This is a genomic window from Lactobacillus psittaci DSM 15354, from assembly GCF_000425905.1.
GTDB lineage: Bacteria > Bacillota > Bacilli > Lactobacillales > Lactobacillaceae > Lactobacillus > Lactobacillus psittaci.
This window is the reverse complement of sequence record NZ_AUEI01000004.1, coordinates 180,767-206,714: the sequence shown is the minus strand read 5'-3', so window position 1 is coordinate 206,714 and position 25,948 is coordinate 180,767. Positions and strand designations below refer to the sequence as shown.

At 34.1% G+C, this 25,948-nt stretch carries 25 protein-coding genes; 20 read left to right on the top strand and 5 right to left on the bottom strand.

Annotation, left to right across the window (positions count from 1 at the left end):
* The first annotated feature begins 27 nt into the window (after nt 1-27).
* From H628_RS0101005 to H628_RS0100985, 5 genes are all read left to right on the top strand, one after another.
* Entirely contained in the window at nt 28-294 is a 267-nt protein-coding gene (locus tag H628_RS0101005; protein ID WP_027824773.1) for a phosphocarrier protein HPr, read from the top strand.
* On the top strand, nt 294-2,030 hold the full coding sequence (gene ptsP, locus H628_RS0101000) for a phosphoenolpyruvate--protein phosphotransferase (RefSeq protein WP_027824772.1): 1,737 nt from the start codon (nt 294-296) through the stop codon (nt 2,028-2,030). Before H628_RS0101005 ends, ptsP begins: the two co-directional genes overlap by 1 nt.
* A 202-nt stretch (nt 2,031-2,232) precedes the next feature.
* The gene (gene spx, locus H628_RS0100995; protein ID WP_027824771.1) at nt 2,233-2,631 is read left to right on the top strand and encodes a transcriptional regulator Spx; all 399 of its coding nucleotides are present in this window, start codon (nt 2,233-2,235) and stop codon (nt 2,629-2,631) included.
* Between the two features lie 92 nt (nt 2,632-2,723).
* Complete coding sequence (locus H628_RS0100990) at nt 2,724-3,353, top strand: adaptor protein MecA (RefSeq protein ID WP_027824770.1); 630 nt, start codon at nt 2,724-2,726, stop codon at nt 3,351-3,353.
* A gap of 60 nt (nt 3,354-3,413) precedes the next feature.
* The gene (locus tag H628_RS0100985; protein WP_027824769.1) at nt 3,414-4,271 is read left to right on the top strand and encodes a competence protein CoiA; all 858 of its coding nucleotides are present in this window, start codon (nt 3,414-3,416) and stop codon (nt 4,269-4,271) included.
* Between the two features lie 10 nt (nt 4,272-4,281).
* Here the strand turns inward: H628_RS0100985 and H628_RS0100980 are convergent, their stop codons facing one another.
* Nucleotides 4,282-4,908: a DsbA family protein gene (locus H628_RS0100980; RefSeq protein WP_027824768.1), complete on the bottom strand. Its 627-nt coding sequence runs from the start codon at nt 4,906-4,908 to the stop codon at nt 4,282-4,284.
* A gap of 73 nt (nt 4,909-4,981) precedes the next feature.
* On the bottom strand, nt 4,982-5,590 hold the full coding sequence (locus H628_RS0100975) for a CYTH domain-containing protein (protein ID WP_027824767.1): 609 nt from the start codon (nt 5,588-5,590) through the stop codon (nt 4,982-4,984).
* An 81-nt stretch (nt 5,591-5,671) separates the two neighbouring features.
* On the opposite strand from H628_RS0100975, the gene yjbM reads away from it, so the two are divergent.
* Genes yjbM through H628_RS0100960 form a run of 3 tightly spaced genes read left to right on the top strand, consistent with a single transcriptional unit; the run spans nt 5,672 to nt 7,978 of the window.
* Nucleotides 5,672-6,295, top strand: coding sequence for a GTP diphosphokinase (yjbM, locus tag H628_RS0100970; protein WP_027824766.1), 624 nt, complete (start codon nt 5,672-5,674; stop codon nt 6,293-6,295).
* 2 nt (nt 6,296-6,297) lie between these two features.
* Complete coding sequence (locus tag H628_RS0100965; RefSeq protein WP_027824765.1) at nt 6,298-7,104, top strand: NAD kinase; 807 nt, start codon at nt 6,298-6,300, stop codon at nt 7,102-7,104.
* Complete coding sequence (locus H628_RS0100960; protein WP_027824764.1) at nt 7,088-7,978, top strand: RluA family pseudouridine synthase; 891 nt, start codon at nt 7,088-7,090, stop codon at nt 7,976-7,978. Before H628_RS0100965 ends, H628_RS0100960 begins: the two co-directional genes overlap by 17 nt.
* 452 nt (nt 7,979-8,430) lie before the next feature.
* On the opposite strand, the gene H628_RS0100955 is transcribed toward H628_RS0100960, so the two are convergent.
* From H628_RS0100955 to H628_RS0100945, 3 genes are read right to left on the bottom strand one after another with little or no spacing between them, the layout of a single operon-like run.
* Nucleotides 8,431-8,625, bottom strand: coding sequence for a hypothetical protein (locus tag H628_RS0100955; protein WP_027824763.1), 195 nt, complete (start codon nt 8,623-8,625; stop codon nt 8,431-8,433).
* Between the two features lie 13 nt (nt 8,626-8,638).
* Entirely contained in the window at nt 8,639-9,478 is an 840-nt protein-coding gene (locus H628_RS0100950; protein WP_081662429.1) for an undecaprenyl-diphosphate phosphatase, read from the bottom strand.
* 3 nt (nt 9,479-9,481) lie between these two features.
* Nucleotides 9,482-10,492, bottom strand: a complete 1,011-nt coding sequence (locus H628_RS0100945) for a lactonase family protein (protein WP_027824761.1) — start codon at nt 10,490-10,492, stop codon at nt 9,482-9,484.
* 118 nt (nt 10,493-10,610) lie between these two features.
* On the opposite strand from H628_RS0100945, the gene H628_RS0100940 reads away from it, so the two are divergent.
* From H628_RS0100940 to rny, 12 genes are all read left to right on the top strand, one after another.
* Complete coding sequence (locus H628_RS0100940; RefSeq protein WP_027824760.1) at nt 10,611-13,355, top strand: cation-translocating P-type ATPase; 2,745 nt, start codon at nt 10,611-10,613, stop codon at nt 13,353-13,355.
* A gap of 81 nt (nt 13,356-13,436) precedes the next feature.
* Nucleotides 13,437-14,645 carry an AI-2E family transporter gene (locus H628_RS0100935; RefSeq protein ID WP_027824759.1) on the top strand — a complete coding sequence of 403 codons (1,209 nt, stop codon included), beginning with the start codon at nt 13,437-13,439 and terminating at the stop codon, nt 14,643-14,645.
* Nucleotides 14,638-15,195: a tRNA (cytidine(34)-2'-O)-methyltransferase gene (locus tag H628_RS0100930; protein ID WP_027824758.1), complete on the top strand. Its 558-nt coding sequence runs from the start codon at nt 14,638-14,640 to the stop codon at nt 15,193-15,195. Before H628_RS0100935 ends, H628_RS0100930 begins: the two co-directional genes overlap by 8 nt.
* Nucleotides 15,188-15,592, top strand: a complete 405-nt coding sequence (locus tag H628_RS0100925; protein WP_027824757.1) for a DUF1149 family protein — start codon at nt 15,188-15,190, stop codon at nt 15,590-15,592. Before H628_RS0100930 ends, H628_RS0100925 begins: the two co-directional genes overlap by 8 nt.
* Nucleotides 15,593-15,615: 23 nt before the next feature.
* Nucleotides 15,616-18,009, top strand: a complete 2,394-nt coding sequence (locus H628_RS0100920; protein WP_027824756.1) for an FtsK/SpoIIIE family DNA translocase — start codon at nt 15,616-15,618, stop codon at nt 18,007-18,009.
* Nucleotides 17,996-19,222, top strand: coding sequence for a M16 family metallopeptidase (locus H628_RS0100915; RefSeq protein WP_034538067.1), 1,227 nt, complete (start codon nt 17,996-17,998; stop codon nt 19,220-19,222). The genes H628_RS0100920 and H628_RS0100915 overlap by 14 nt, the downstream gene beginning before the upstream one ends.
* Nucleotides 19,219-20,454 carry a M16 family metallopeptidase gene (locus H628_RS07155; protein WP_051237951.1) on the top strand — a complete coding sequence of 412 codons (1,236 nt, stop codon included), beginning with the start codon at nt 19,219-19,221 and terminating at the stop codon, nt 20,452-20,454. Before H628_RS0100915 ends, H628_RS07155 begins: the two co-directional genes overlap by 4 nt.
* Nucleotides 20,455-21,183: an elongation factor P 5-aminopentanone reductase gene (gene ymfI, locus H628_RS0100905; RefSeq protein WP_027824754.1), complete on the top strand. Its 729-nt coding sequence runs from the start codon at nt 20,455-20,457 to the stop codon at nt 21,181-21,183.
* Nucleotides 21,184-21,236: 53 nt separating this feature from the next.
* Nucleotides 21,237-22,310: a helix-turn-helix domain-containing protein gene (locus H628_RS0100900; RefSeq protein WP_027824753.1), complete on the top strand. Its 1,074-nt coding sequence runs from the start codon at nt 21,237-21,239 to the stop codon at nt 22,308-22,310.
* A gap of 5 nt (nt 22,311-22,315) precedes the next feature.
* Nucleotides 22,316-22,879, top strand: a complete 564-nt coding sequence (gene pgsA, locus H628_RS0100895; protein WP_027824752.1) for a CDP-diacylglycerol--glycerol-3-phosphate 3-phosphatidyltransferase — start codon at nt 22,316-22,318, stop codon at nt 22,877-22,879.
* A 171-nt stretch (nt 22,880-23,050) separates the two neighbouring features.
* Nucleotides 23,051-24,139, top strand: a complete 1,089-nt coding sequence (gene recA / locus H628_RS0100890) for a recombinase RecA (RefSeq protein ID WP_027824751.1) — start codon at nt 23,051-23,053, stop codon at nt 24,137-24,139.
* 117 nt (nt 24,140-24,256) lie between these two features.
* A complete protein-coding gene (gene rny / locus H628_RS0100885; RefSeq protein WP_027824750.1) occupies nt 24,257-25,888 on the top strand; it encodes a ribonuclease Y in 1,632 nt (543 codons plus the stop codon).
* The last annotated feature ends 60 nt before the right edge of the window (nt 25,889-25,948 follow it).

The following is a 25,948-nucleotide window of genomic DNA, read 5'->3' as shown; positions in this document are numbered from 1 at the left end:
TTATTACAAATTAAGGAGACTTTTATTATGGAAAAACGCGAATTTCACATTATTGCCGAAACTGGTATTCACGCACGTCCTGCAACTTTATTAGTTCAAGCTGCTTCAAAATTTAGCTCAGATATTAGCTTAGAATACAATGGTAAATCAGTAAACCTTAAGTCAATCATGGGTGTAATGTCACTTGGTGTTGGTAAGGATGCAGATGTAGCAATTACTGCCGACGGTGATGATGCTGCTGACGCAATTGCAGCTATTGCTGACACAATGAAAAAGGAAGGTTTAGCTGAATAATGACGAAAACACTAAAGGGTATTGCAGCCAGTGATGGTATTGCAGTTGCGCCTGCGTATCGTTTGGTTGAACCTGACCTTTCGTTTTCTAAAACTTCAGTTACTGATGTAGATCAAGAAGTGGCTCGGTTCCAAAAGGCTGTAAATACTTCAATTAAGGATGTTGAGAGCGTTCGCGATATCGCTAAAGAAAATTTGGGTGAAGATGAAGCTCAAGTTTTTGAAGCTCACTTAATGATCTTGAATGACCCTGAATTTATTGGGGCAATCGAACAAGAAATTAAGGATTCAAAAGTTAACGCCGAATTTGCACTTGATGAAACTAGTCAAAAATTTATCACAATCTTTGAAGGCATGACTGACAATGCATATATGCAAGAACGTGCTGCTGATGTTCGTGATGTTTCAAAGAGAATGATGGCACACTTATTAGGGAAGAATTTACCAAATCCTGCAGCAATTGATCATGAAGTTATCATCATTGCTCATGACTTGACCCCAAGTGATACCGCTCAATTAAATAAAGACTACGTTAAGGGCTTTATTACTGATATTGGTGGTAGAACAGCTCACTCAGCAATTATGGCACGTTCACTTGAATTGCCAGCCGTTGTAGGTACTGATACAATTACTAGTGATGTTAAAGATGGTCAAATGGTAGTTGTAGATGGATTAGATGGCTTGGCTGTAGTTGAACCTTCAGATAGCGAAGTTGCTGATTACAAGCAAAAAGGTGAAGCTTTCTTAAAGCAAAAAGCAGAATGGAAGAAATTAAAGGATGCTCCTTCTCAAACTAAGGATGGCAAACATTTTACCATTGCTGCTAATATTGGTACCCCTGATGATATGGCTGGTGTGCTTGAAAATGGTGCAGAAGCAGTTGGTTTATACAGAACTGAATTCTTATATATGAATTCTAGTGAATTACCATCTGAAGATGATCAATTTGAAGCATACAAGAAGGTCATTGAAGGTATGAAGGGTAAGCAAGTGGTAATTCGTACCATGGATATTGGTGGGGATAAGCACTTACCTTACTTACCATTACCAGAAGAAATGAATCCATTCTTAGGTTACCGTGCAATTAGAATTTCTTTGAAGGAAGATCAAATCTTCCGTACTCAATTAAGAGCCTTACTTAGAGCTTCAGCTTATGGTCGTTTGGGTATCATGTTCCCAATGATCGGTACTTTAGCTGAACTTCACAAGGCTAAGGCTATCTTCAACGAAGAAAAAGAAAAATTAGTTGCTAAGGGTGTTAAGATTGGTGATGACATTCAAGTTGGGATGATGATTGAAGTTCCAGCAGCAGCTATTTTAGCGGACCAATTCGCTAAGGAAGTTGACTTCTTCTCAATTGGTACCAACGACTTGATTCAATACACCTTTGCGGCTGACCGTGGTAATGAACATGTTTCATACTTATACCAACCTTACAACCCTTCACTACTTCGTTTGATTAAGCACACTATTGATGCTGCTCATGATAACGGAATTTGGTGTGGTATGTGTGGTGAAGCAGCTGGTGATTCAGTAATGTTCCCACTACTTTTAGCAATGGGTCTTGATGAATACTCAATGAGTGCTACTTCAATCTTACGTATTAGAAGTCAAATGAAGAAGCTTGATACTAAGGACTTAGAAGGCTTAGTAGACAAGGCAATTAATGAATCAAAAACTAACGAAGATAATGAAAAGTTAGTTCAAGAATTAATGAGTAAGCTTAATCTCGATTAATCGAAAAAGAATTTACCAATTAGGGTAAATTCTTTTTTTATACTAGAACTTCATAGAATATTCAAATTTAAATAATAAAATGAGAATAGTTAAAAGATAATGATTAAAAGAATTAGTAAAAAATTAGCTTTTAAAAAGTTTTTTTATGGTGTATAATAAAATTACAGGTAATTAATGCTGTTATTTAAGGAGCGTGAATAATATGATTAATTTATATGTTTCATCAAGCTGTACTTCATGTCGTAAGGCAAGAGCGTGGCTAAAAAAACATAATATTCCTTTTAAAGAAAGAAATATCTTTTCAGATCCACTTAGCAAAGAAGAAATAGTAAATATTCTTCGACTAACTGAAAATGGTACTGAAGAAATAATTTCAACACGTTCACGCGCATTTCAAGAATTGCATGTTGATTTAGACGAGTTATCAATTGATCAGTTACTAGATTTAGTTCAGAATAATCCAAGTTTATTAAGAAGACCAATTATTATGGATAATCGTCGTTTACAAGTTGGATATAATGATGATGAAATTCGTCGCTTCTTACCAAGAAAGGTTCGCCGTTTGGAATTGGTAAAAGCTCAAAAAATGGCAGATTTATAATTTGAATATGACGTCAGTCTAGTTAGGCTGACGTTTTTCTTTTATAATTGATTTAGGTTACAATAGATATAGAAGAAAGTGAGGTGCCTAATTTGGAAGTAAATCGCATTAATGAAAATACTTTACGAATTCGTCTAACAACAGCGGAATTAAAAGAGCGCGGTATTGGAATGCTGGATTTACTTGGCAATAAGAGCAAGATTCAAGACTTTCTGTACTCTGTTTTAGAGGAAGCGGATACCAGTCGTGAGTTTGTAGATAGTCAACCAGTGGCATTTCAGGTTATTCCAAATAAAAATGGACTGGATTTACTTGTAGCTAAGTCTAAAGGTGGCGCAGATTTAGGTGATTTTTTAAATAATGAAGTACTTTCTAATTTAAAAGATAATAATGAAGCAGAAGCCCAAGTTAATCCAGAAGTAAAAAGTCAATGTATTTTTATCTTTAATGATATTGATTTAATTGCCGATTTAGCTGATATGTTACCAAGTAATCATCAACTCGGTTCGACATTATATCAATTTAATAATCAATTCATGTTGCTTGTTACAGATTTAGCTCCCGAAACTCCGGACAGAGAAGCTATAAGAAGTCAACTTTGGGCAATTTTCTTAGAATATGGTTGTGAAAATAACGATATTAAGCCTGAAAATTTAAAATTTAGTGGTAGATGTTTGATACAACAGGATGCATTAGGAAAAATTAGCTACTATTTCAAATAAATTTAAAAAGGTCAGATAAAATCTGGCCTTTTTTGCGTATATAACACTGAGGTGTTAAAAATGTATGCAGCATTATTAAATAAAAAACTAGTATCTGCTGTTGAGGAAGCAATATTAGTTCAAAAACAAGTTAAACGATTAAATTATGATTTATATCGTTGCCCCAAGTGTAATAAAAAAGTGGTTTTGATTATTTCTGAAAATAAGAATGCGTTTTTTAAGCATTATCGTTCTGCACATCAAGCTGGTGAAAAGGAAGAGCATCTTCAAAGTAAACTATTAATGAAAACAGCTTTAACAGCTGCTGGTTTTAAGGCCAAAACTGAAGTATCACTATCTGAAAATGAATTAAGGGCAGATATATTAGCAAGTTCTAAATTGGCGATTGAAATTCAATGTGCACCATTAAATGAACAGGAATTTACCCATCGTCATCAACTTTATCAGAAATTAGGAATATTAGATTTATGGATAGTAGGTAAAAGACATTATTTAAAAGAAAAGCTAAAGAAGACTCAAGTAATTTTTTTTCGGAGAAATGAAAAGTGGGGAACGTATTTAATTGAGATTGATCCTTGGAAAGCTATTTTGCGTTTAAAATATCAAATAATGTTAGCCCCGATTTCTAATAAAGTCTTTTTCTTGACTCAAATCTTTCCTTTAGATGATTTGGGCTTAGTTCAACTTTGGAAATTTGAAGGTGAAAAATTTAAATATCAGTTAAATCCTTTGATTGAACGACAATATTTAGCTAAGCAACTTCAGCAAAAAACGAATTTGGGCTTACGCTTAGGCCAAGAACTCTATTTAAATAAACTTAGTATTGAACAATTACCTGATGAGATTTTTTTAAACTTAAGGAATATAAATGAAGTTACAAATTTAGAACAATATTTAAAGAAAAAAGCATTTACCTGAGGTAAATGCTTTAAAGTAAACGAAGTTTGTTAGGATGAAGTTCAATCATTGAAGCTGATAAAGAAGTGAAATCATTTTCACCATTAATAATTTGAACTAATTCATCATAGGGTAATAAACCTTCAATGATAAGTCCACTAGTTTCATCTTCATCATTGAAGATAACAGTTGTAGGTGTATCTCTAATATGCCATTTTTGGGCTAATTTCTCATCTGCAGCAATCGATTCTTTCAAATATGGTGATGCTTCTGCTGCTTGAACTTTACTTGCGTCAAGTTTTAATTCTGCAAATAAATTCAAAACCAAAGTTAATGAATATGGCTGATTTAGTTCATTAATAGCATGTTGGAGTCTTAAACAAAATGCACGAGCTTTTTTATTGCCATATGCCATCTTAATTGCATGATAAGTTTTAAGAGCAGTAAAAGTGGCTTCAGAAGCATGATTAAATATAGTTAAATTTGATGGGCAAAGATGCTTTCGAATTAAATCACTTTGAATCGTATGCATATTTGCAAGAGGGATTAATTGATAGCGAGTAGCTATTTTTGCTTCCTTCATAGTTTTCATAATTGTTTGTTCAGTTTGGTAGCAACAAGTGCCAATTGGATTCACAAACATAAAAACTTCAAACATGGTTATCTAAACCTCCGAATTATTGTTCAGTTATATTTTAAACAAGAATATAGGTAAGTGCTAGATTTTTGCTTTAAATTTTATGTTTACTTGCACGAGCAATCTTGCTTTCATGTTTTTTTTCAGGAATTTTTTCAAAATTAAAATCATGTTTCAGTTTCTGTAATACAGCTTGAATGAGAGCTGCATCATCATTTTCAATTTCAAGTTCAAAGTCAAAATAACCATCAGGGTAATGAGTTTCATCTAAAGTTAATTCACAATTTTGAGGTCCATTTAAGAGACAACGTTTTGTCTTGGAATATGTAAATAATCTTAAGTTGATATCTGGAAAGTGTTGTTTTAAATATTGACCGATACTTCCGTTGAAATTAGCATTATCCCCTGTTTGTACTTTTTTTAAAAAGGATTCTGCCTCACTTAAAGTTAAAGCATCGGTTAATTCAACAGAACTATGAAAGTTACTTTTTTTAGGCGTAGGGATTTTCATTGTCTGTTCTGCGTGATCATCATAAAGTCGAATTCGTAAACTTATTTTAGCTGCTTTTAGAGTACTGTTAGTATCATCAAAATAATAATTGCTTTGCCAAAATTCATTTTCTTTAGCAAAGGTAGTAACTATATTCTGATAAATAGTAGGTGTAATTAAAGTCTTTGATTCAAGTTCAAGATTTTTACTCATTTTTAACCTCCATACTCTCTTATTATACCTTAATATGTTAGAATGATTGTGTTTGAATAAAATAATTAAAGGAGCAGGCGAATGGAAAATTGGGATGTTTTTCTTTGGCCATACAACGAATGTGTTCGTGAATTAAAGACCAAGTTTCGCAATTTAAGACAGGGCTTTTTAACTAAGGGTGAGCATTCACCAATTGAGTTCGTTGTTGGTAGAGTGAAAACGATTGAGTCAATTAGAGAAAAGATGACTCGAAGAGTGATTTCACCAGAATTAATTGAAACAGACATGCAAGATATTGCTGGAATTAGAATTATGTGTCAATTTGTAGATGATATTTATCGAGTAGTTGACTTGATTCATGAACGCAATGATATGCAGGTTTTAGAAGAAAGAGATTATATTCATGCAGCCAAGCCTTCAGGTTATCGGTCATATCATATGGTGATTGAATATACTGTTTATTTGCCTGAAGGGGAGAAAAAATTGTTAGCCGAGATTCAAATTCGGACGCTAGCAATGAATTTTTGGGCAACAGTTGAGCATACGCTTAGCTATAAATATCAAGGTAAATATCCAGAAGATGTACAAAAGCGGCTTAAATCAACAGCTGAAGCAGCATATCAGCTAGATGAGGAAATGAATCAAATCCGTAAAGAAGTTCAAGAAGCACAGCGAGTTTTCAATCAAAGTAAGGGTAACAAGTAAGTATGAAGGTAGCAATTGTTAAAAATCCTCGAAAACAATCTCAACTAGTTGCACAGCAATTAGAAAAATTATTACTTGATCAGGGAATTGAAATTGATGGAACAAACCCTGAAGTGGTAATTTCAGTTGGTGGTGATGGTACAATGATTTCAGCTTTTCATAAGTATCAAGCCCAGCTAGATCGAGTTCGATTTATTGGTGTCCATACTGGGCACCTGGGATTTTATACTGATTGGCGTAATTTTGACTTGAAAAAAATGGTTCAGGCTCTTACCCAAGAAAAACCTTTGACCAGTTCATATCCTTTACTTGAGCTAATTGTTATTACTGATAATGAACCAAGACATTTTTTAGCTTTAAATGAAGCTAGTATCAAGCGAATTTCTAAGACTTTAGTGGCAAAAGTAGCGATTAAAGATGAGCTATTTGAAACTTTTCGTGGTGATGGATTATGTGTGTCTACTCCAACTGGATCGACAGCTTATAGCAAGTCGTTAGGAGGAGCGGTAATTCATCCTCGGTTAAAGGCCTTACAATTAACTGAGGTAGCCTCAATTAATAATCGAGTTTTTAGAACAATAGGATCTCCTGTTGTGATAGCGCCAGATGAATGGATTACAATTGAGCCAGCCGATCAACATAATTTGATTTTGATTGTAGATGGAAAAAGAGTCCCTGTAGATCATGTTCAGAAGGTAATTTACCGTATTAGTAAGCAAGAGATTAAGTTTGATAAGTTTGGACACCACCATTTCTGGTCAAGAGTGAAAGATAGCTTTATTGGGCAGGTTGATGATGAAAGTTTTTAAATTTAAAGTTACAAAAAAGGACCCCAAGAGATTGGGTTCCTTTTTAGGAAGTAAGCATTTTTCAAAACAGGCGATTTTAAATGCCAAACATAATGGTGGCATGATTTTAGTTAATAAAAAAAGACGGTATACAAACTTTATCTTAAAAAATGGCGATTTTGTTTATTTTGCAATGGGGGAAGAAAAGCTTAATAAGTATTTAAAGCCTTCTAATGCTCCGATTGATATTTGTTTTGAGACTGAGAATTATTTAGTCATAAATAAAGAAGCTGGTGTATTATCAATTCCTTCGCGTTATGAAGATGATAGTGCTTTAGTAAATCGAGTGTTAGGTTATTTTAGTAAAAGACCAAGTTCTGAACAAAAATTTCTTAAGCCACACGTTGTTACTAGATTAGATCGTGATACAAGTGGGTTAGTTCTAATCGGAAGTAATGCTTTAGCACATGGAAAATTTAGTGAACTAAAAAAAGATGTCTTTATCAAAAAATATCATGCAATCGTCCATGGCAATTTTGAGACCTTAACAGGACTAATTGAAGCCCCAATTGGTAAAGTAGGTAGTTCTGTAAAAAGAGCTGTTAAAGTTGATGGACAATATGCAGCGACAAAGTATCGGGTTTTAGAGCAAAAAAACGGCGCAAGTTTAGTTGAGCTCCAATTACTAACTGGGCGAACGCATCAAATTAGAGTTCATATGTCTTATTTAGGTCATCCTTTATACGGTGATGAATTATATGGTGCAAAGGATGATTTTTCAAGACAAGCTTTAAATTGTTATTATCTTAGCTTTCCTGATCCCTTTACAAATAAAATCCAAGAAATTCAAATTGCTGAACCGATAGATATGCAGAACTTATGGAGTGAGTTATAAACTTACTCTATTTTTATTTATAAAAATTCATAATATTTCGCAGTTTATTATTTACTTCTTCACAAATTCTTCAAATACCGGCTGTACTATATAATCAAATCAAAAGCAAGGAGGCAACTAATGAAGCAAAAATTTGATAGTAAAAAATATTTAGTAGGTTACCTCAACTTGGTAACTTTTGGAAGGTGGTAAGGCTATAGTAAAGACAAATTTTTAAACTCCTGAAAAAAATCCAATTAATTTTAAAGCTTACACTATTTTAGTACAACAATTATTCTCCCAAATTATAAAACCTCATATATATTCCCCAAATAACAATGAACTTATTATTTATTTCTTAAACTCAATCCATATTTATAAGTTGTTACTAAAAGTGTAGTTTTAATATTCCTCAATAAAAATCCAATATACAAAAAGACCGTAATTCAGCTTTAATGAATTACGGCTTTTCTTTAGTTATTAAATATATTTTTGATACCTACTAGTGCTAGTCCAGTAATTCCAACAATTAATGCAGGTAGCAAAAGCCAAGAAACTAAAAAGAAAATAAATGCTATGGCGATAAAAAAACTAAAGATATAAATTAATCCGATACTAAGTTTATATAAAAGATAAATTACCAAAAGTAATAGTAATAACTCAAGCATATATTACACCTCATTAATGAATGAAATTTAATACTCCAGCTAAAATAACTATAATACCTAATACAATTCGGTACCAACCAAATGACTTGAAGTCGTGTGTTTGAATAAAGCGCAATAAGAATTTTACAGCAATATAAGCTACTACAAATGAGACAACCATTCCGACTAAGAGGACCATTAATTGATCACCAGCAAAAGTATGTCCTGCTTTGATATATTTCACTATTTTTAAAAGTGAAGCCCCAAACATAGTAGGGATGGCTAAGAAAAATGAAAATTCGGCAGATACATAACGACTAGCGCCAATTAACATTGCACCTAAAATTGTTGCACCTGAACGAGAAGTACCTGGGATAAGTGAAAGTACTTGAAAGCATCCAATTAAAAAGGCCATTTGAAAACTAATTTTATTTAAATCAGTAAATTTAGCTTGGCGATTTTTATAGTAATTTTCCAAAATGATAAATAAAATACCATAAATAATCAATGTGGCGCTAATAACTTGCCAATTTGTCATGTTTTCTTCTAACCAGCTATTTAAAGGTAAACCAACAATCATTGCTGGGATGACAGCGACTACTACTTTAAACCAAAGAATCCAGGTGTTTTTTCTTTGGAGGGCAGTCTTCTTTAATGAAAATGGATTAAGTTTACTAAAGTAAATTACGATAATGCTTAAAATCGCTCCAAGTTGAATTACAACCATAAACATATCAATAAAATATTTAGGTTCGTTTAACTTAACTAGATAGTCAGCTAAATAGAGGTGACCAGTAGAAGAAATAGGAAGAAATTCAGTGATTCCTTCAATAATTCCTAAAATAATTGCTTTAATTATATTTATAATGACCATATATTAATCCTCACTAAAAACAACACAAGTTCCTTCTGGAACACTAATATCTTTTTGAACTAATGCAAGTGTACCTAATTCACTGCTACGTTCATATAATGTAGCATTATTTGAATTTTGATTAGCAGCAATCACCCATTTTTGGCTCATATCCCAGTTAAAATCACGCGGAAATTCACCAAATGTTGAGATTCTTTGGAGTAATTTTAACTGAAAATCTTTGCCAATTTTGAATACAGTAATTGAATTATGGCCTCGATTTGAAACGTATAAAAACTTATTATCATCTGAGATTCTGATTGCGGCAACACCATTATGTTCATGAAATTCAGCTGGAATTGTTGAATAAGTAGCTAAATTTTTAAACTGCCAATTTTCTTCGTCAAATGCAACAAGATTGATTTTACTTGATAATTCTCCAGCTACAAAGAAGTGTTTACCATCTTTAGTAAAAACTAAATGCCTACTACCAAATCCAGGTTCATTTTTGTATTGAGCTTGGTGTTTTAGTGAGTTGTTTTTAAAGCTGTAGAAATCCACACTATCATTTCCTAAATCACAACTAACTAAGTTACCTTTGGGTGTTTGGTCAAAGAAATGTGGATGGGCACCATCAACTTGTTCAGGTCTAGGGCCTAAATTGTCATTTTGATGTTTAACTTGATCTAGTAGCTTTAACTTCCCATCTTGATATGAAAAGACGGAAAGGTAAGCGGTGTGATAATTAGCAGTAAAAATGAGCTTTTCTTTGCGATTAATACCAATATATGCTGGACTAGCTCCATCAGAATAAAAAGATGATCTAAGTTTTTTATTGCTTAAGTCAAAAAGGTCAATACCACCTTTATTTTCTTTTTTACTGATAGAAATTAAATAATTACCGTCTTTTTTTAAATAGGTAGGACCACTCTCTGGTAGGCATAAGTTGAATTCGCTAACTTTTCCATTATTTAGGCTCGCTTGATATATTCCTTGGGAGCTAGTTTTGGTGTAGCCTCCGATAAAAACTTGCATTACGCTTTCCCTCCTAGAAATCTTCTAACTTTATCCTAGTATATCATTGCTTGTTAATTTTTTTGCGTTAAAATAAGTTAGTACATTTTAACTTTAAAGTTTGAAAGAGGAATATAAAGTGGACGAAAAAAAGATTCGTGAACTTTATGCTGAAAGTGAAATTGAAGATGTTTATCACACATTAAAATCTACTGCTTCAGGATTAAGTTCAGAACAAGCCAAAGAAAGATTACGAAAATACGGCCTTAATGAAATTAAGCGCCCACCGAAGCAAGGCCAGTGGCAAACATTTATTAAAAACTTTACCACCTTGATGGCAATTTTATTATGGATTTCGGGTTTTATTGCAATTGTTTCAGGAACTTTAGAATTAGGTATTGCAATTTGGCTAGTTAATATCATTAATGGTACTTTCAGTTTTTGGCAGGAACGACAAGCTCAAAGAGCGACGGACGCTTTAAATAAGATGCTTGAAAGTTATGTTCAAGTATACCGAGATGGTAAAAAGCAACAAATTGAAGCTAAAAATATTGTCCCAGGTGATGTATTTTCTTTACAAGCAGGTAGTAAAGTACCAGCCGATGCAAGAATAATTAAATCAACTAGTTTGCAAGTTGACCAATCTGCTTTAAATGGGGAATCTGTACCTGAAAGCAAGAAAAATAGCTTTGAACCTGGTGAAGGTAAATATGCTGAAAGTAATTTAGTTTATTCAGGAACAACTGCAGTGTCAGGTAATGCTACAGCTATTTGTTTTAGCACCGGGATGGATACTGAATTAGGTCAAATTGCCAATTTAACTCAAAGTCAAGAAAAAGTTGAGTCACCACTTAGTCGTGAACTTAATCGTTTGACTAAACAAATTTCAATTATTGCTTTTTCAATTGGGTTAGCATTCTTTATTTGTGCACTATTTTTTGTTAAGTATCCTTTTGCTAAGGCCTTTATCTTCAGTTTAGGAATGGTTGTTGCCTTTATTCCAGAAGGTTTATTACCAACTGTAACTTTGTCATTGGCTCAAGGGGTTAAGCGGATGGCTAAGAAGCATGCTTTGGTTAAAGAACTTAATTCTGTTGAAACTTTAGGTGAAACCACAGTTATTTGTTCAGATAAGACTGGTACTTTAACTCAAAACCAAATGACTATCCACTATATCAGAACTTTAAATGATGAATTTACAGTTTCTGGAGACGGCTATGTTAATAATGGTCAAGTTGAATTAAATGGCAAGCAGTTGTTCTATGATGAACATCCTGATTTGAAGCGGCTTGTGCAAATTGCTTCTTTAGATAATGACACCGCAATCGAAAATAAAGATGGTAAAAACAAAATTATGGGGACACCAACCGAGGCAGCTCTTGTTATCATGGCGCAAAAAGCTGGTTATGATATCCATAAAGAAGTTTTGAAGATGCCACGTTTACGTGAGTTTACTTTTGATTCTGAACGTAAAAAGATGTCTACCATCAATCAATTAAATGATGAACGTGCTATTGTATTAGTTAAGGGATCGTATTCTGACTTAATTAAAGATTGTACTCAGATTCAAGTTAATGGTGCGATTCGACCTTTGACTGCAAGTGATCGTCAAAAGATGGATCAACTTAATCATGATTATGCTGCACAAGGATTGCGGAGCATGGGGCTTGCATTTAAGCTTGTTGATAATAATCAATCAATTAACTCCATGACCCTAAAAGATGCAGAAAGCGAGTTAATCTTTAGTGGGTTAGTGACAATGAGTGATCCACCACGTCCAGAGATTTATGATGCAATTAAGCATTGTCATGATGCCAAAATTCGTGTTGTAATGGTGACAGGGGATTCAAAGCTCACTGCAAAAACTGTTGCTGTTAAAATTGGAATTACCAGCGATAAGGCGCGTGTAATCGATGGGCGTGAACTTGATGAAATGAGTGATAGCGAATTAAGAGAAGCTATTAAGGATGAAGTTATTTTTGCTCGTGTTGCACCTGAGCAAAAATACAAGATTGTCAAAACTTTCCAAGAAAATGGTGAAGTTGTTGCATCAACTGGCGATGGAGTAAATGATGCTCCTGCCCTTAAGCGTGCTGATATTGGTATAGCAATGGGGCTCAGTGGAACTGACGTTGCCAAAGATGCGGCTAACATGATTTTGACAGATGATAACTTTGCTTCAATTGTAGCAGCGATTGAAGAAGGAAGAACTGTTTATTCAAATATTCGTAAGTTTTTGACATATATTTTGTCTTCAAATGTGCCTGAAGCAATTCCATCAGTTTTATTCTTATTATCTGGCGGTACAATTCCGTTACCATTAACTGTTATGCAAATTTTAACAATTGATCTTGGAACTGATATGTTGCCAGCTTTGGCATTGGGAGCTGAACCTAGTGATCCCGATGTAATGAAGCAAGCTCCTATTAGCAGAAAAGAGCACTTACTTAATAAACGGGTTTTGTTTAAGAGCTTTTTATGGTATGGTTTGCTTGAAGCATTAATTTCTGTAGCGGCATATTATTTCGTAAACTTACGTTCAGGTTATACAATTAATCATTTAGCAAGTGGTAACAATTTCTATGTAGCAGCTACAACTATGACTTTGGGTGCGATTGTCTTTGCTCAAATAGCTAATGTTATTAACTGCCGAACTGAAAAGGTTACAGTCTTTAAAAAAGGACTTTTCCAAAATCAACATATTTGGACTGGTATTCTGTTCGAAATTGTCTTATTCTTTGCTTTAACTGTAACTCCGGGAATTCAAGAAGTATTCAATACAACTAGTCTTTCTTGGAGTGATTGGTTGATTCTTTTAGTAATACCAATTCCACTTGTTCTTATTGAAGAAGCAAGAAAATGGCTATTCTACCATCGTAAATAATTATGTGACTCGCTTATTTAAAAGATAAGCGGGTCTTTTTTATGGTAGAATTTTCTTAGACGAAAAAAGGGGTTTATTTTTATGGAAAAAAAGAAAAATAAAGGAATGAACCTATTTAGAGATTGGTTTTTGAATAATCGTTTTACGGTTTCACTTTTAAATATATTACTTTTCTTTTTGATAATTTGGTTATTTAATGAAATTTCTTTTGTATTGCAACCTGCTTGGATATTTTTATTTGCAGTATTGCCACCGATAATTTTGGCAACAGTTCAATATTATCTTATGAACCCGGTTGTAGATTTTTTTCAAGAAAAACTTAAAGTTCCGAGAATAGTTACAATTTTACTTTTATTTTTGCTTGTCCTTGGACTTTTAATTTGGATGATTAATTCACTAATTCCGTTGATTCAAAGTCAAGTTGATTCTTTAGTCAGAAATTGGCCCAAAATTTGGAAAAGTATTAATAATATTACTCAAGATTTATTGCATGATAGTCATTTTAAAGGAATTAAGAGTAACTTATTTGCAGCAATCAATAATATTGAGAAAAATGTCTTTAAATCATGGCAAGATACGGCTAATTTAGCAATTAGCAATATTTCTTCTGCTGTTAGCGTCTTTGGTGTTGTATTTATGACCTTGTTAACCGCACCATTTGTTTTATTTTATATGCTTAAAGATGGTCATAAACTAAATGCTTACTTAACTCAGTTCGCTCCTAGAAGATGGCAAGATGGATTTTCTAGCATGTTACATGATATTAATGAGGCAGTTGGCTCTTATGTTAGAGGACAAATTGTAGTTGCCTTTTGGGTTGGAATCATCTACGCTATTGGTTATAACTTAATTGGGTTACCATATGGAACTGCTTTAGCAGTTTTTGCTGCCTTTATGTTGCTTATACCATATTTCGGAACTTTTATCGCCTTGATTCCAGTTTTAATAATTGCAGCGATTACTTCATGGGGGATGTTGATAAATGTTTTGATTGTATTTGTAATTGAACAAACGATTGAAACAAGATTTATTAGTCCTTTTGTTGTTGGTAATCGAATGAAGATGCATCCAATAACAACAATTTTGTTATTGATTGGGGCAAGTGCTGTTTGGGGATTACCGGGCGTAATTTTTGGAATTCCAATTTATGCTGTGATTAAAATTATTGTGACACGTTCGTTTAACTACTTCCGTGAAGTATCACGTTTTTATAATGATGAGGATTTATTTGAGACCCAAAACAATTCGAAAATAGAATTAAATAAAGGAGATATAGATAACCATGACTAATCACGTTGTTTTATTTGAACCTCTTATGCCAGCTAATACTGGTAATATTGCGAGAACTTGTGCTGGAACAAATACTGTCTTAGATTTAATTGAACCTTTAGGTTTCCAACTTGATAATAAAAAGATGAAGCGAGCTGGACTAGATTATTGGGATAAAGTTGATATTCGCAAGCATGATGATTTGAAAGCCTTCTTAGATACTTTAGGTCCTAATGATGAAATGTATTTAATTTCTAAATTTTCATCAAAGTCATATACTGATATTCAATATACTGATGATAATAAAAATTATTACTTTGTCTTTGGTAAAGAAACAACTGGTTTACCAGAAACATTTATGCGAGAGTATTATGACCGGAATTTAAGAATTCCAATGTCTGACCATATTAGAGCTTATAATTTATCTAATTCTGTGGCGATGGTGTTAATGGAAGCTTTAAGACAACAAGAATTCCCAGGACTTGAAACTAGTCACCACTATGAAAATGATAAATTGAAAGATGATTATAATCGTCACGAACGATATGAAAGAAATTTAGGAGATGAATAAGATGGTTGATTTTACAAAAGAAACTGATATTTTAGTTCGTAATTTTCATTATGATATGAATGAAAAGCCTGAAACAAAGTCAGAAGTAAATATTGCATTGAGACAGGTTGAAAAACGTGACGAGCAAAACCAGCCGGTTGAAACTAAGGGTGGTAGTTACTTTGAAATTGCTGTACCGTTTGAAGTTAGTCCTGAACCTGGTGAATTTACAGTTTCAGGTTTGATTACCCAAGTGGTGTTTTTGAAGGATTATTTTGGTGATGGCCAAGATTTGGATAAGGCGGATTATAAGCTTTTATCACGTCCTTTAGTTGAATATATTGAAACCTTAACGTATCAAATAACACAAGTTGCGCTTGATCAACCTGTTAATTTGAATTTTGAAGCTAATTTTTAAACTGAAATAAAGGAGAAAGAAACATGCCAAGAAGGAGAAAGAAAGCCAGTAAAACGTCAGTTTCACAACGTGAGCTGAGATGGGCTGTTTTTGGCATCGTTCTCGTCGTTTATGCGATGTTTACTTTTGCCAAGTTAGGCTTAATTGGTAAACAATTAGCAAATATCTTACGCCTGTTTGTAGGTGACAGCTATTTAATTATGGCTGGCTTATTCTTTATCTTTGGTTTTGTGATGCTGATTTATTCTAAGCCCCCTCGCTTAGGTTTTAAACGCAATTTTGGTCTTGTTTTAGCATATTTAAGTTTAATAGTAGAACTAGCAAGTCAATATTTTGATCATGAATTTGTTTATAACGGCTTTTTTAATGTTTTTATTAAAGCTATTGAAAGTGAATTTGGACGGGCTAATATTACTACCAATGTTGGCGGTGGTATGCTAGGAACTTTAGTTTATACTCCAATGTATTCACTATTTGGTAAATTAGGGGTTACTTTGCTGGCTATTATTGGGATAATAGTTGGTTTTTTAATGTTTTTTGATGTTAAGTTTTTACAAGTCTTACATGGCTTCCAATCTGTAAGTCAAAAGGTTATCGAGAAAAACAAAGATGCTGGAGCTAAAATCATCGACAAGTATGGCGAAGCTAAAGATGCATATTTGCAAAAAAAGTCTGACAATCGGGAAAAATTGCAAGATCCTTTAGCTAATACTGATGATACCTTCCCTGACACTGATGTTTTTGATACGAATAAAAAAACAGAGACTAAGGAAAATGATGATGTAATTTTTGATTTTCCTGATAACAAAAAAAATCAAGTCAAAGAGCAAGCCCCAGCAGATACAGAAGATTATACGGATGAATTACCTAAATCACATGCCTTTGAAGCAGAAGACCAAAAGATGCTGCAAGAGCATGCTAAAGCAGAATTAGAAAAAGAATCGAGTTCTCAACCCGATACTAATCATAAAGACTATACTAAACCCTCTCTGAATCTGCTTGCTCCAATAAAAAAGGTAGATCAATCTGGTGATCAAGACTTAATTAGAAAAAACACTCAGATTTTGGAGTCGACCTTTAAGAGTTTCGGGGTAGAAGTTGTTGTTAAAAAAGCAATTTTGGGTCCAACAATAACCCGATATGAGGTTCAACCTGCAATTGGGGTCAAGGTTTCTAAAATTGTAAATCTAAGTGATGACCTTGCGTTAGCCTTGGCTGCTAAAGACATTAGAATTGAAGCTCCAATTCCTGGAAAGCCTTTAGTCGGAATTGAAGTCCCTAATAAAACTACTAGTTCTGTTTCATTTAAGGATGTTATGCTACACCAAGATGAAAAGTCAAAGGCTAATCCATTGGATGTTCCACTAGGAAAAGATGTAACTGGTGCAATTGTTTCTACTAATTTAACTAAGATGCCTCACTTGTTAATTGCAGGTTCAACTGGTTCTGGTAAGTCAGTCGCTATTAACACAATGTTAACGAGTATTTTAATGAAGAGTTATCCAGATGACGTTAAATTGGTTTTGATTGATCCCAAGATGGTGGAATTATCTGTTTATGCAGGTGTTCCGCATCTTTTAATTCCAGTCGTAACGGATGCTAAATTGGCTGCGAACGCGTTGCATAAAACAGTAAAAGAAATGGAACGACGTTATAAGTTATTTGCTGCTGGTGGGGTTCGCAATATTACTGAATATAACGAAAAAGTTGAACAAAATAACGCTGATAAGACTAAACCAGTAATGAATAAGTTGCCATTTATTTTAGTTGTGGTTGATGAATTGAGTGACCTTATGATGGTTGGTGGTCATGATGTGGAAGATGCAATTGTCCGTTTAGGACAAATGGCAAGAGCGGCTGGTATTCATATGATTTTGGCTACACAAAGACCAAGTGTTGATGTTATTACTGGCTTGATTAAGGCTAATGTACCTTCTAGAATTTCATTTGCAGTATCTAGTGGAGTTGACTCACGTACAATTTTAGATCAAGTAGGTGCTGAAAAGCTTTTGGGACGAGGCGATATGCTTTACTTGCCAATTGGAGCAGCTAAGCCTGAACGTGTTCAAGGAGCATATATTTCAGTTGAAGAAGTTGAACGTGTGGTTGAATTTGTGAAGCAACAACAACAAGCTCAATACAATGAAGACATGATTCCGCAAAAAGGCGCAGAATCAGATTCTGGTAATCCTGCAGCCGATGAAGAAGATGAATTATATGGTCAAGCTGTTGAACTAGTAGTTAAGCAACAATCAGCTAGTGTATCGATGTTACAGCGTCGTTTTAGAATTGGTTATAATCGGGCGGCTAGAATAATAGACCAAATGGAGGCTCGAGGTGTCGTTGGCCCATCAGAAGGTTCAAAACCTAGACAAGTATTGATTACAAGTGCGGAGGGCAATAATGCTAAGCAATAAGTTACAGAATGCAAGTATCTTTATTGATGAAAATAAAAATTTTGCAACGGGAATAATTTCACTTTATTTCAAGCTACCTTTGACTGCTCATAACTTAGCTTTTGCAAACTTGTTGACGAATCTACAGTCGAATTCAAGTGAAAAGTACCCTAATATTACAGCTTTGAACACCGTTTTAGAGCAAAACTATAATGTACGGATAAATTTTAATACTGAGATTTATGGATGTCAGTTACTAATTCGCTATACGTTAAATTATCTTGAACCGCTTGAATTACTCGATGCAGAATATAATTATCAAGCGATTGTTGATTTGTTTTGTGAGTTGGTTCTGAAACCTAATTTTAGTGCTGATGCTATTTCATATAGTCAGAGGCAATTAGCAGAAGATTATCAACTTGCAATGAGTGATCCAGAGAATTATGCCACTGAACAATTTTTTAAGAAATGGTATCATCAAGAACGCGATTATACCTATGGTTTTATGGGACCTATCAGCGAAATCTTAGCGGCGGATGTTGAAAGTCTTAGACGCTTTTTTGAAAGTCTAAAAAAATCACCGGCAGCCATTTTTGGAATAGGTGTTAATTCAGATGCTTTAAGTCAATTATTGATTGACAAATTGTCTGAATACAGCTTAAAACGTGATTTTAGTGCTAATGATTTGGTTATCGCTAGTTTGCCTGATCCAGTTGTCAAAACTGAAGAAAAGAACTTGTCTCAAGCAATTGTTAACTTAGGTTTTGGCTTTGATTCGGAATTAAATGCACGTGAAAGAAAGATTGCTAAAATTTTGGCAATATATTTGGGTGGTCTTGATAACTCAATTTTATTTGCTAAAGTCAGAGAAAAGTTAGGTGCTGCATATTATGTTCGAGCAGATGCATATGTTAACAATTCTCTTTTATTAGTTTCAGCAGGCTTGAATCACGAAAAAATGTCAGCTGGAATTGAAATAATCAAAGATGAAATTCAGAACTTACAATTAGGCAATGTTGATGGAGATTTGCTAAAAAGTGTAAAGCAAAATTATTTAACTTTAATTGAAAATGGGCAAGATAGTCCATTTTTTCGAGTTACTAAAAAAATGCAAGACTTATTGCTCCCACAATACATTGTTGATAATGAAATCTGCATAAAGAGTATCAAAAAAGCTGATTTATCAAAATTAGCTAAAAAGATGACATTAACTGAAAGTTATTATTTAAAATGAGAAAAATTCAAACAATAAAAAAAGTTTTTAAGAATGGCTTTACTACCCAAATAGTTTTAAGACCTGGTTTTAAAGAACATTTTTTTGCAATTGGGGTAAATTTTGGCTCGGCTGACCCGCAGATACCTGGGACAGCTCATTTTTTAGAGCATCAATTGTTCAATAAGGATACAGGCAATATCGGTAAAGAGTTTACTAAAATTCAAGCCTTTAATAACGCCTATACTACTTTTGATCGTACGGTCTTCTATGCTCGTGGCAATAAGAATACTAAAAGAATTATTGATTTGTTGTTTCAAGTTGTTAGTCAGCCATATTTTAGCCTGAACTCAATTGAAAAAGAGCGCGCTATTATTCAAGAAGAAGCCGCAATGTATTTAAATCAGCCATTGGTTAATTTAAATAATGCTCTAATGAGTGAATTATTTAATAACAATTTAGGAATTGATATTGTTGGCAATAAGAAAGATATTGCTAGTATTTCTGCAGATAGTTTGAAAGAAAGTTATCAAAATTTTTATACTTCAGGTAATATGGAATTTATTGCGGTTGGAGATTTTAGTGATTATGCCATTAAGCAAATTGAACATCTTACAAAAGAATATTCAAAAATGCTTTCTCCAAAAAAGTATTCCAAAAATAAGCCTAAGATTGAAGTGGGGAAGTTATCCAATCGTAAACTATCATTAGATTTGGCCACTAGTGGATTTAGTTTAGGGTTATTATTACCAGATTTTAAGAAAATGTTATATCAGGGCGAGATAGCAGAGTTTTTGCTAAATATAATGATAGAATCAAAAATAGGTGAATTGAGTAGCTACATGCAAGAAGCTATAAACAATGGTGATTTAAATAATCCATTATCAGTAGAAATAACAACAACTGGTTATGGAAATTTTGCTATAATTTCAGGATTTAGTGCTAATTATCAAAAAGTAGTTTCTGATATAACAAAATTATTGAAAAAGCCAATAAAATCACTCAATCAAGCTAAAGCTCAATTTGACTTATTGTTAAAAAGCGGATTAGGGAATGAAATTCGCAGTTATGACTCACTCGAAGCACTGGCAAATCAGTTCTTAGCTTTTTCACTAAAGGGTGAAGATTATTTAGATTTTGTGCGCCAGGCAGGTCAAGTGAAGTTTAACGATTATGCTAATTTTGTTGATGAAGTTATTGATAAGAGCAAGATGTGTTATATAATTGCTGATAATGATGCAAGGATGATATAAGTGAAAAGAGCAATAGTTTTTGGAGCTACTGGCGGAATAGGGCAGTCAATTTGTGGTGAATTGGCAGCTAATGGCTGGTCACTTTATATTCATTACAGCCATAACCAAGAGAAAGCAGATTTGCTTGCAGAGAAACTAACCAAGCAATATCCTATGCAAGATTTCTTAACTATTAAGTTGGATTTTTTAGTTAGTAATCAAGACTTGGAATCTTTTTGTTTCAGTCTATTACCGATAAATGCGGCAATTTTTGCACAAGGAATAACGCATTTTGGCTTTTTTGGTGAGCAAGAGCTAGATAATTTTGACCAGGAAATGAAGGTAAATTTACTCACACCTTTGAAGCTAACTAAGTTACTTGAGCCGATTTTACTAAGGTATGATCATTCTAGATTAATTTATTTAGGCTCTGTCTATGGTGGACAAGGTAGTCCACTTGAATCTGCCTATAGTGCAAGTAAGGCTGCTTTATCAAGATTTTGTCAAAGCTATGCTCGTGAAGTTGCATCAAGTCACTTAACTGTAAATTGTTTGGCGCCTGGAGCAGTTGATACAGCAATGAATTCAATTTTTTCTGAGGAAACACTAAATGAAGTCAAGGAAGAAATTCCAGCTGGTCGATTGGCAAAAGGAGATGATATAAGCTACTGGGTTGCTAATTTATTGCGCCCGGAAAGTGACTATTTAACTGGACAAACAATTTATATTTCAGGTGGATGGCTTGTATAGTCAAATTTTATGGTATACTCAATTTGTTAATTTTTTAGATATAAGGGGTTATTATGTCAGATATCGGAGAAAAACTACGCAGTGCTAGAGAAGCAATGGGCTTGTCTATTGCCGATGTTGAAAAAACAACCAAAATTCAAAGCAGATATTTAACTGCAATTGAAAATAGTGATTTTGATAAATTACCTGGTGACTTTTATGTTCGAGCTTTCATTCGTCAATATGCTCAAGTTGTAGGATTAGATGGTAAAGAGTTATTAGCTGAATATCACCATGAAGTTCCTGAAACTAAGAGTGAAGAATACGTTGAAAATTCAATTGACAACAAAACCGAAGAAGTCAAGAAGACAACTAACAGCAAGAAGGGGATGCTTCAAAACTACATGCCCAAGATTGTTTTGGGGGCAGGTGTTGTCATTGCTATCGTTGTTGTATACATGCTTGTAACTTCTTTATTTAGTGGTAGTTCAAATCAAGCTGATAACAATGTTGATTCAGGAGTAACAGTTTCATCTCAATCTGAATCATCATCTTCTTCAACTAAGAAAGAAAGTAAGCATGAAAAGAGTACCGTTAAAATTAACAGATTGGGTTATGGCTCATATCGCGTTACCGGTTTAAAGAGCGACCGAAAGTTAGTCATTTATGCTGGTGACAATAGTATTACTTCATACGTTACTATTGATGGAAGTACTGAATGGAGTGGTAGTATTTCAGAATCAGGTAAGCATACAATCACTATTCCAAAAGGTACTGAATCAGTTGTTGTTTACTTATCTAGCGATACTGGTACTAAAGTTACAATTGGTGGTAAGAAAGTTCCTTATACTGCCGGTGGTTCAAGCTTGAGCTTGCGTTTAACGTTAGGTAGTGCGAGCGCTTCAAGTTCTCAAAATAATACTAGTTCAAACTACAATAATTACAGCCAAAACAGTAGTCAAACTCAAAGTCAGGTTACAAATAATCAAACTAACCAATCAACTGTTCAATCAAGTCAAACTACTACTAATCAAACTACCAACTCAGGTCAATCAAATACTGGCCAAACTACTACTCAAAATAATAATACTGGCAATGCTAACCAAGGTGGTACTGCTAACGGTCAAAATAATGGGGGCCAACGTTAAGAAGAATGAATTTACCAAATCGTCTTACAGTTTTTAGAATTATCTTAATTCCAGTTTTTATGCTGGTATTGATTTTTAATTTCCCAGCAGGACAATTGCAAGTCCTTGAAACCAATATTACTTTTAGTCATATTTTGGCAGCAGTTATTTTTGCTGTTGCATCATATACAGACTATTTAGATGGACATATCGCTAGAGCTCGAGGCTTAGTTACTAACTTTGGTAAATTCGCTGATCCTTTAGCTGATAAAATGCTCGTTATGACTGCTTTTATATTCATGGTAAGTATGAATTTAGCTCCAAGCTGGGTTATTGCAATTATCGTATGCCGTGAATTAGCGGTTACTGGCTTGAGATTATTATTGGTTGAAATGGATGGTGAAGTTCTCGCTGCCAAGATGCCAGGTAAAATTAAAACCGCGACTCAAATGTTATCAATAATCTTTTTGTTATTGGGTGACATCTATTATATCGGTACTGTGTTACTTTACCTCTGCTTAATTTTCACCATTTATTCTGGATGGGACTATTTCTACCAATCAAGAGATGTTTTTAAGGGTGAACTTTAGTAAAAAATCCACATTAAATGTGGATTTTTTTATTTTTAAAGTTAAAATCTAAAAAAATTACGTATATTATAATTGAAAGGTGATTTTTAAAACATCTGTTCGAATTTTTCTTGCTTTTTTGAATGAAAAGAAAGTATAATTATAAGGTAAACGGCTTAAGGAGGAAAAACTTTGGCTAAAGATGAAAAGCAAGCTGCTTTAGATGCAGCATTAAAGAAAATTGAAAAGAACTTTGGTAAGGGTGCTGTTATGAGAATGGGTGAGAAAGTTGACACCCAGATTTCAACTGTACCTACAGGATCCTTAGCACTTGATGCAGCTCTTGGCGTAGGGGGATATCCTCGCGGACGAATTGTTGAAGTATATGGGCCTGAATCATCTGGTAAAACTACTGTCGCACTTCATGCTGTTGCTGAAGTTCAAAAACGTGGTGGTACAGCAGCTTATATTGATGCTGAAAATGCAATGGACCCTGCCTATGCGCAAGCACTTGGTGTTGATATTGATTCCTTAATTTTGTCACAACCTAATACAGGTGAAGAAGGACTTCAAATTGCTGATACTTTGATTACTAGTGGTGCTATTGATATTTTAGTTGTTGACTCTGTTGCAGCTTTAGTTCCTAGAGCTGAAATTGAAGGTGAAATGGGGGACTCACACGTTGGTTTACAGGCCAGATTAATGAGTCAAGCCTTGAGAAAACTTTCAGGAAATATCAATAAGACAAAAACAATCGCTATTTTTATTAATCAAATTCGTGAAAAAGTTGGGGTCATGTTTGGTAATCCTGAAACCACACCAGGTGGACGTGCATTAAAGTTTTATTCAACTATTCGACTTGAAGTTAGACGTGCTGAACAGATTAAGCAATCTAGCGACGTTGTCGGAAATCGTGTAAAAATTAAAGTGGTAAAGAATAAGGTTGCACCACCATTTAAAGTGGCCGAAGTCGATATTATGTATGGGAAAGGCATTTCTCAATCTGGCGAATTGCTTGATATGGCGGTTGATAAGGACTTGGTTGATAAAGCAGGTTCATGGTATTCATATAATGGTGAAAAGATTGGCCAAGGCCGTGAAAATGCTAAAGCTTATCTTGAAGAACACCCAGAAGCATATTCTGAACTCATGACTAAGGTTCGTGAAGCATATGAAATTGATGCTAAATCTTTAGAAGATAAAGAAGATCCTGAAAAAATTAAGGAAGCACAAGAAAAAGAGCAAGACATTGATAAGGCCAGTAAAAGCTCAAAATCCTAAAGAAATTGATTTAGATCTAGGTTTTTAATCTAGGTCTTTTTTGTTCTAGTTGACTTCTCAAGATGTTAAATTTATCATTAATATGGTGTGTATAATTCGAAAAGGACGATAGTGATTATGATGAATGATTATTTAATTCCTGCAGCAGTCGCTATTGTTTCACTTTTGATTGGATATGTAATCGGATATTTAATTCGTAAAAAGCATTGGGAAAAACAAGCTGAAAATGCACGTAATGATGCCAAGCACATCTTGGAGAATGCACATAATAAATTAACTGCAGTTAAAGCTGAAGTAGAAATGGCTAAGCAGACTGCAAATACAGTCAAGCAAGAAGCTGAAACTAATAAAAAAGCTAAGATCTTGGAAGCTCAAGAAGAAATTCGAGCTTACCGTGAAAAAGCTGAAAATGAGCTTAGTCAGCAAAGACTTGATTTGACCCATAGAGATGCACGTTTACAACAAAAAGAAGATACAATTCAAGAAAAAAGTGAGAATTTGAGTCAAAAAGAGGCTCAGCTCACACAACTACAAGACCAACTTAAGCAGCAAGAAATTGACCTACAAAAGAAGCACGAAGATGCCGATGAATTGCTTGAAATGAGAAAAGAAAAACTATATCAAGTGTCTGAACTCAGCAAAGATCAAGCAAAGCAAATTATTTTGGATAAGCTATCAAATGAACTTGATAGTGAGCGAGCAGAGCTAATTCGTAATAGTAACGAACAAGCTCAAGCTAAGGCGGATCGCTTTGCAAGACAAATTTTGGTAGATGCAATTCAAAGTAGTGCTGCTGATACTGTTGCTGAAACAACAGTATCAGTTGTGGAACTTCCTAATGAGGAAATGAAGGGAAGAATTATTGGTCGCGAAGGCCGTAATATTCGTTCATTTGAAGCTCTAACTGGGGTTGATTTAATTATTGATGATACTCCAAAAGTCGTTACTTTAAGTGGTTTTGACCCAATTAGACGTGAAATTGCTAAAAGAGCTATGGAACGTCTAATTAAGGATGGTAGAATTCATCCAGCTCGAATTGAAGAGATGGTTGATAAGGCCCGCAAGGAAGTTAATGATGATATTTATGAAGCAGGTGAAGGTGCTTTAATTGAGTTAGGAATTCATAAGATGCATCCTGAACTTGTTAAAGTATTGGGAAGATTAAAATATCGGACTTCTTATGGTCAAAACGTTTTAGCTCACTCTATTGAAGTAGGGAAGCTAACAGGGACAATGGCAGCTGAACTTGGTTTAGATGAAAGATTAGCGGTTCGCGCAGGATTATTACACGATATTGGTAAAGCCATCGATCATGATATCGAAGGTTCTCACGTGGAAATCGGTGTTGAATTAGCGCGTAAGTATCATGAGTCCGACATTGTTGTAAATGCAATTGCGGCTCATCATGGCGACGTGCCTAAATTGTCGTTCATTGCAGAATTGGTTGTTGCAGCTGATACAATTTCATCTGCAAGACCTGGTGCACGAAGCGAAAGCCTTGAAAATTATATCAGAAGATTAACTCAACTTGAGTCAATCGCAACTGGTTATCAAGGGGTTGAACAAGCCTTCGCTATTCAAGCGGGGCGTGAAATTAGAGTTATGGTGAAACCTGATCAAATTTCAGATGATAGAACTACAATTTTAGCTCGGGATATCCGCAACCAAATTGAAAAAGAAATGGAATATCCAGGTAATATCAAAGTAACCGTAATACGTGAGAAACGTGCGGTGGCAATTGCTAAATAAGATAAAAGGGCCCAATACAGGGCCCTTTTTATTTTAGTTTGTTAAAGTCCTTAATAACTT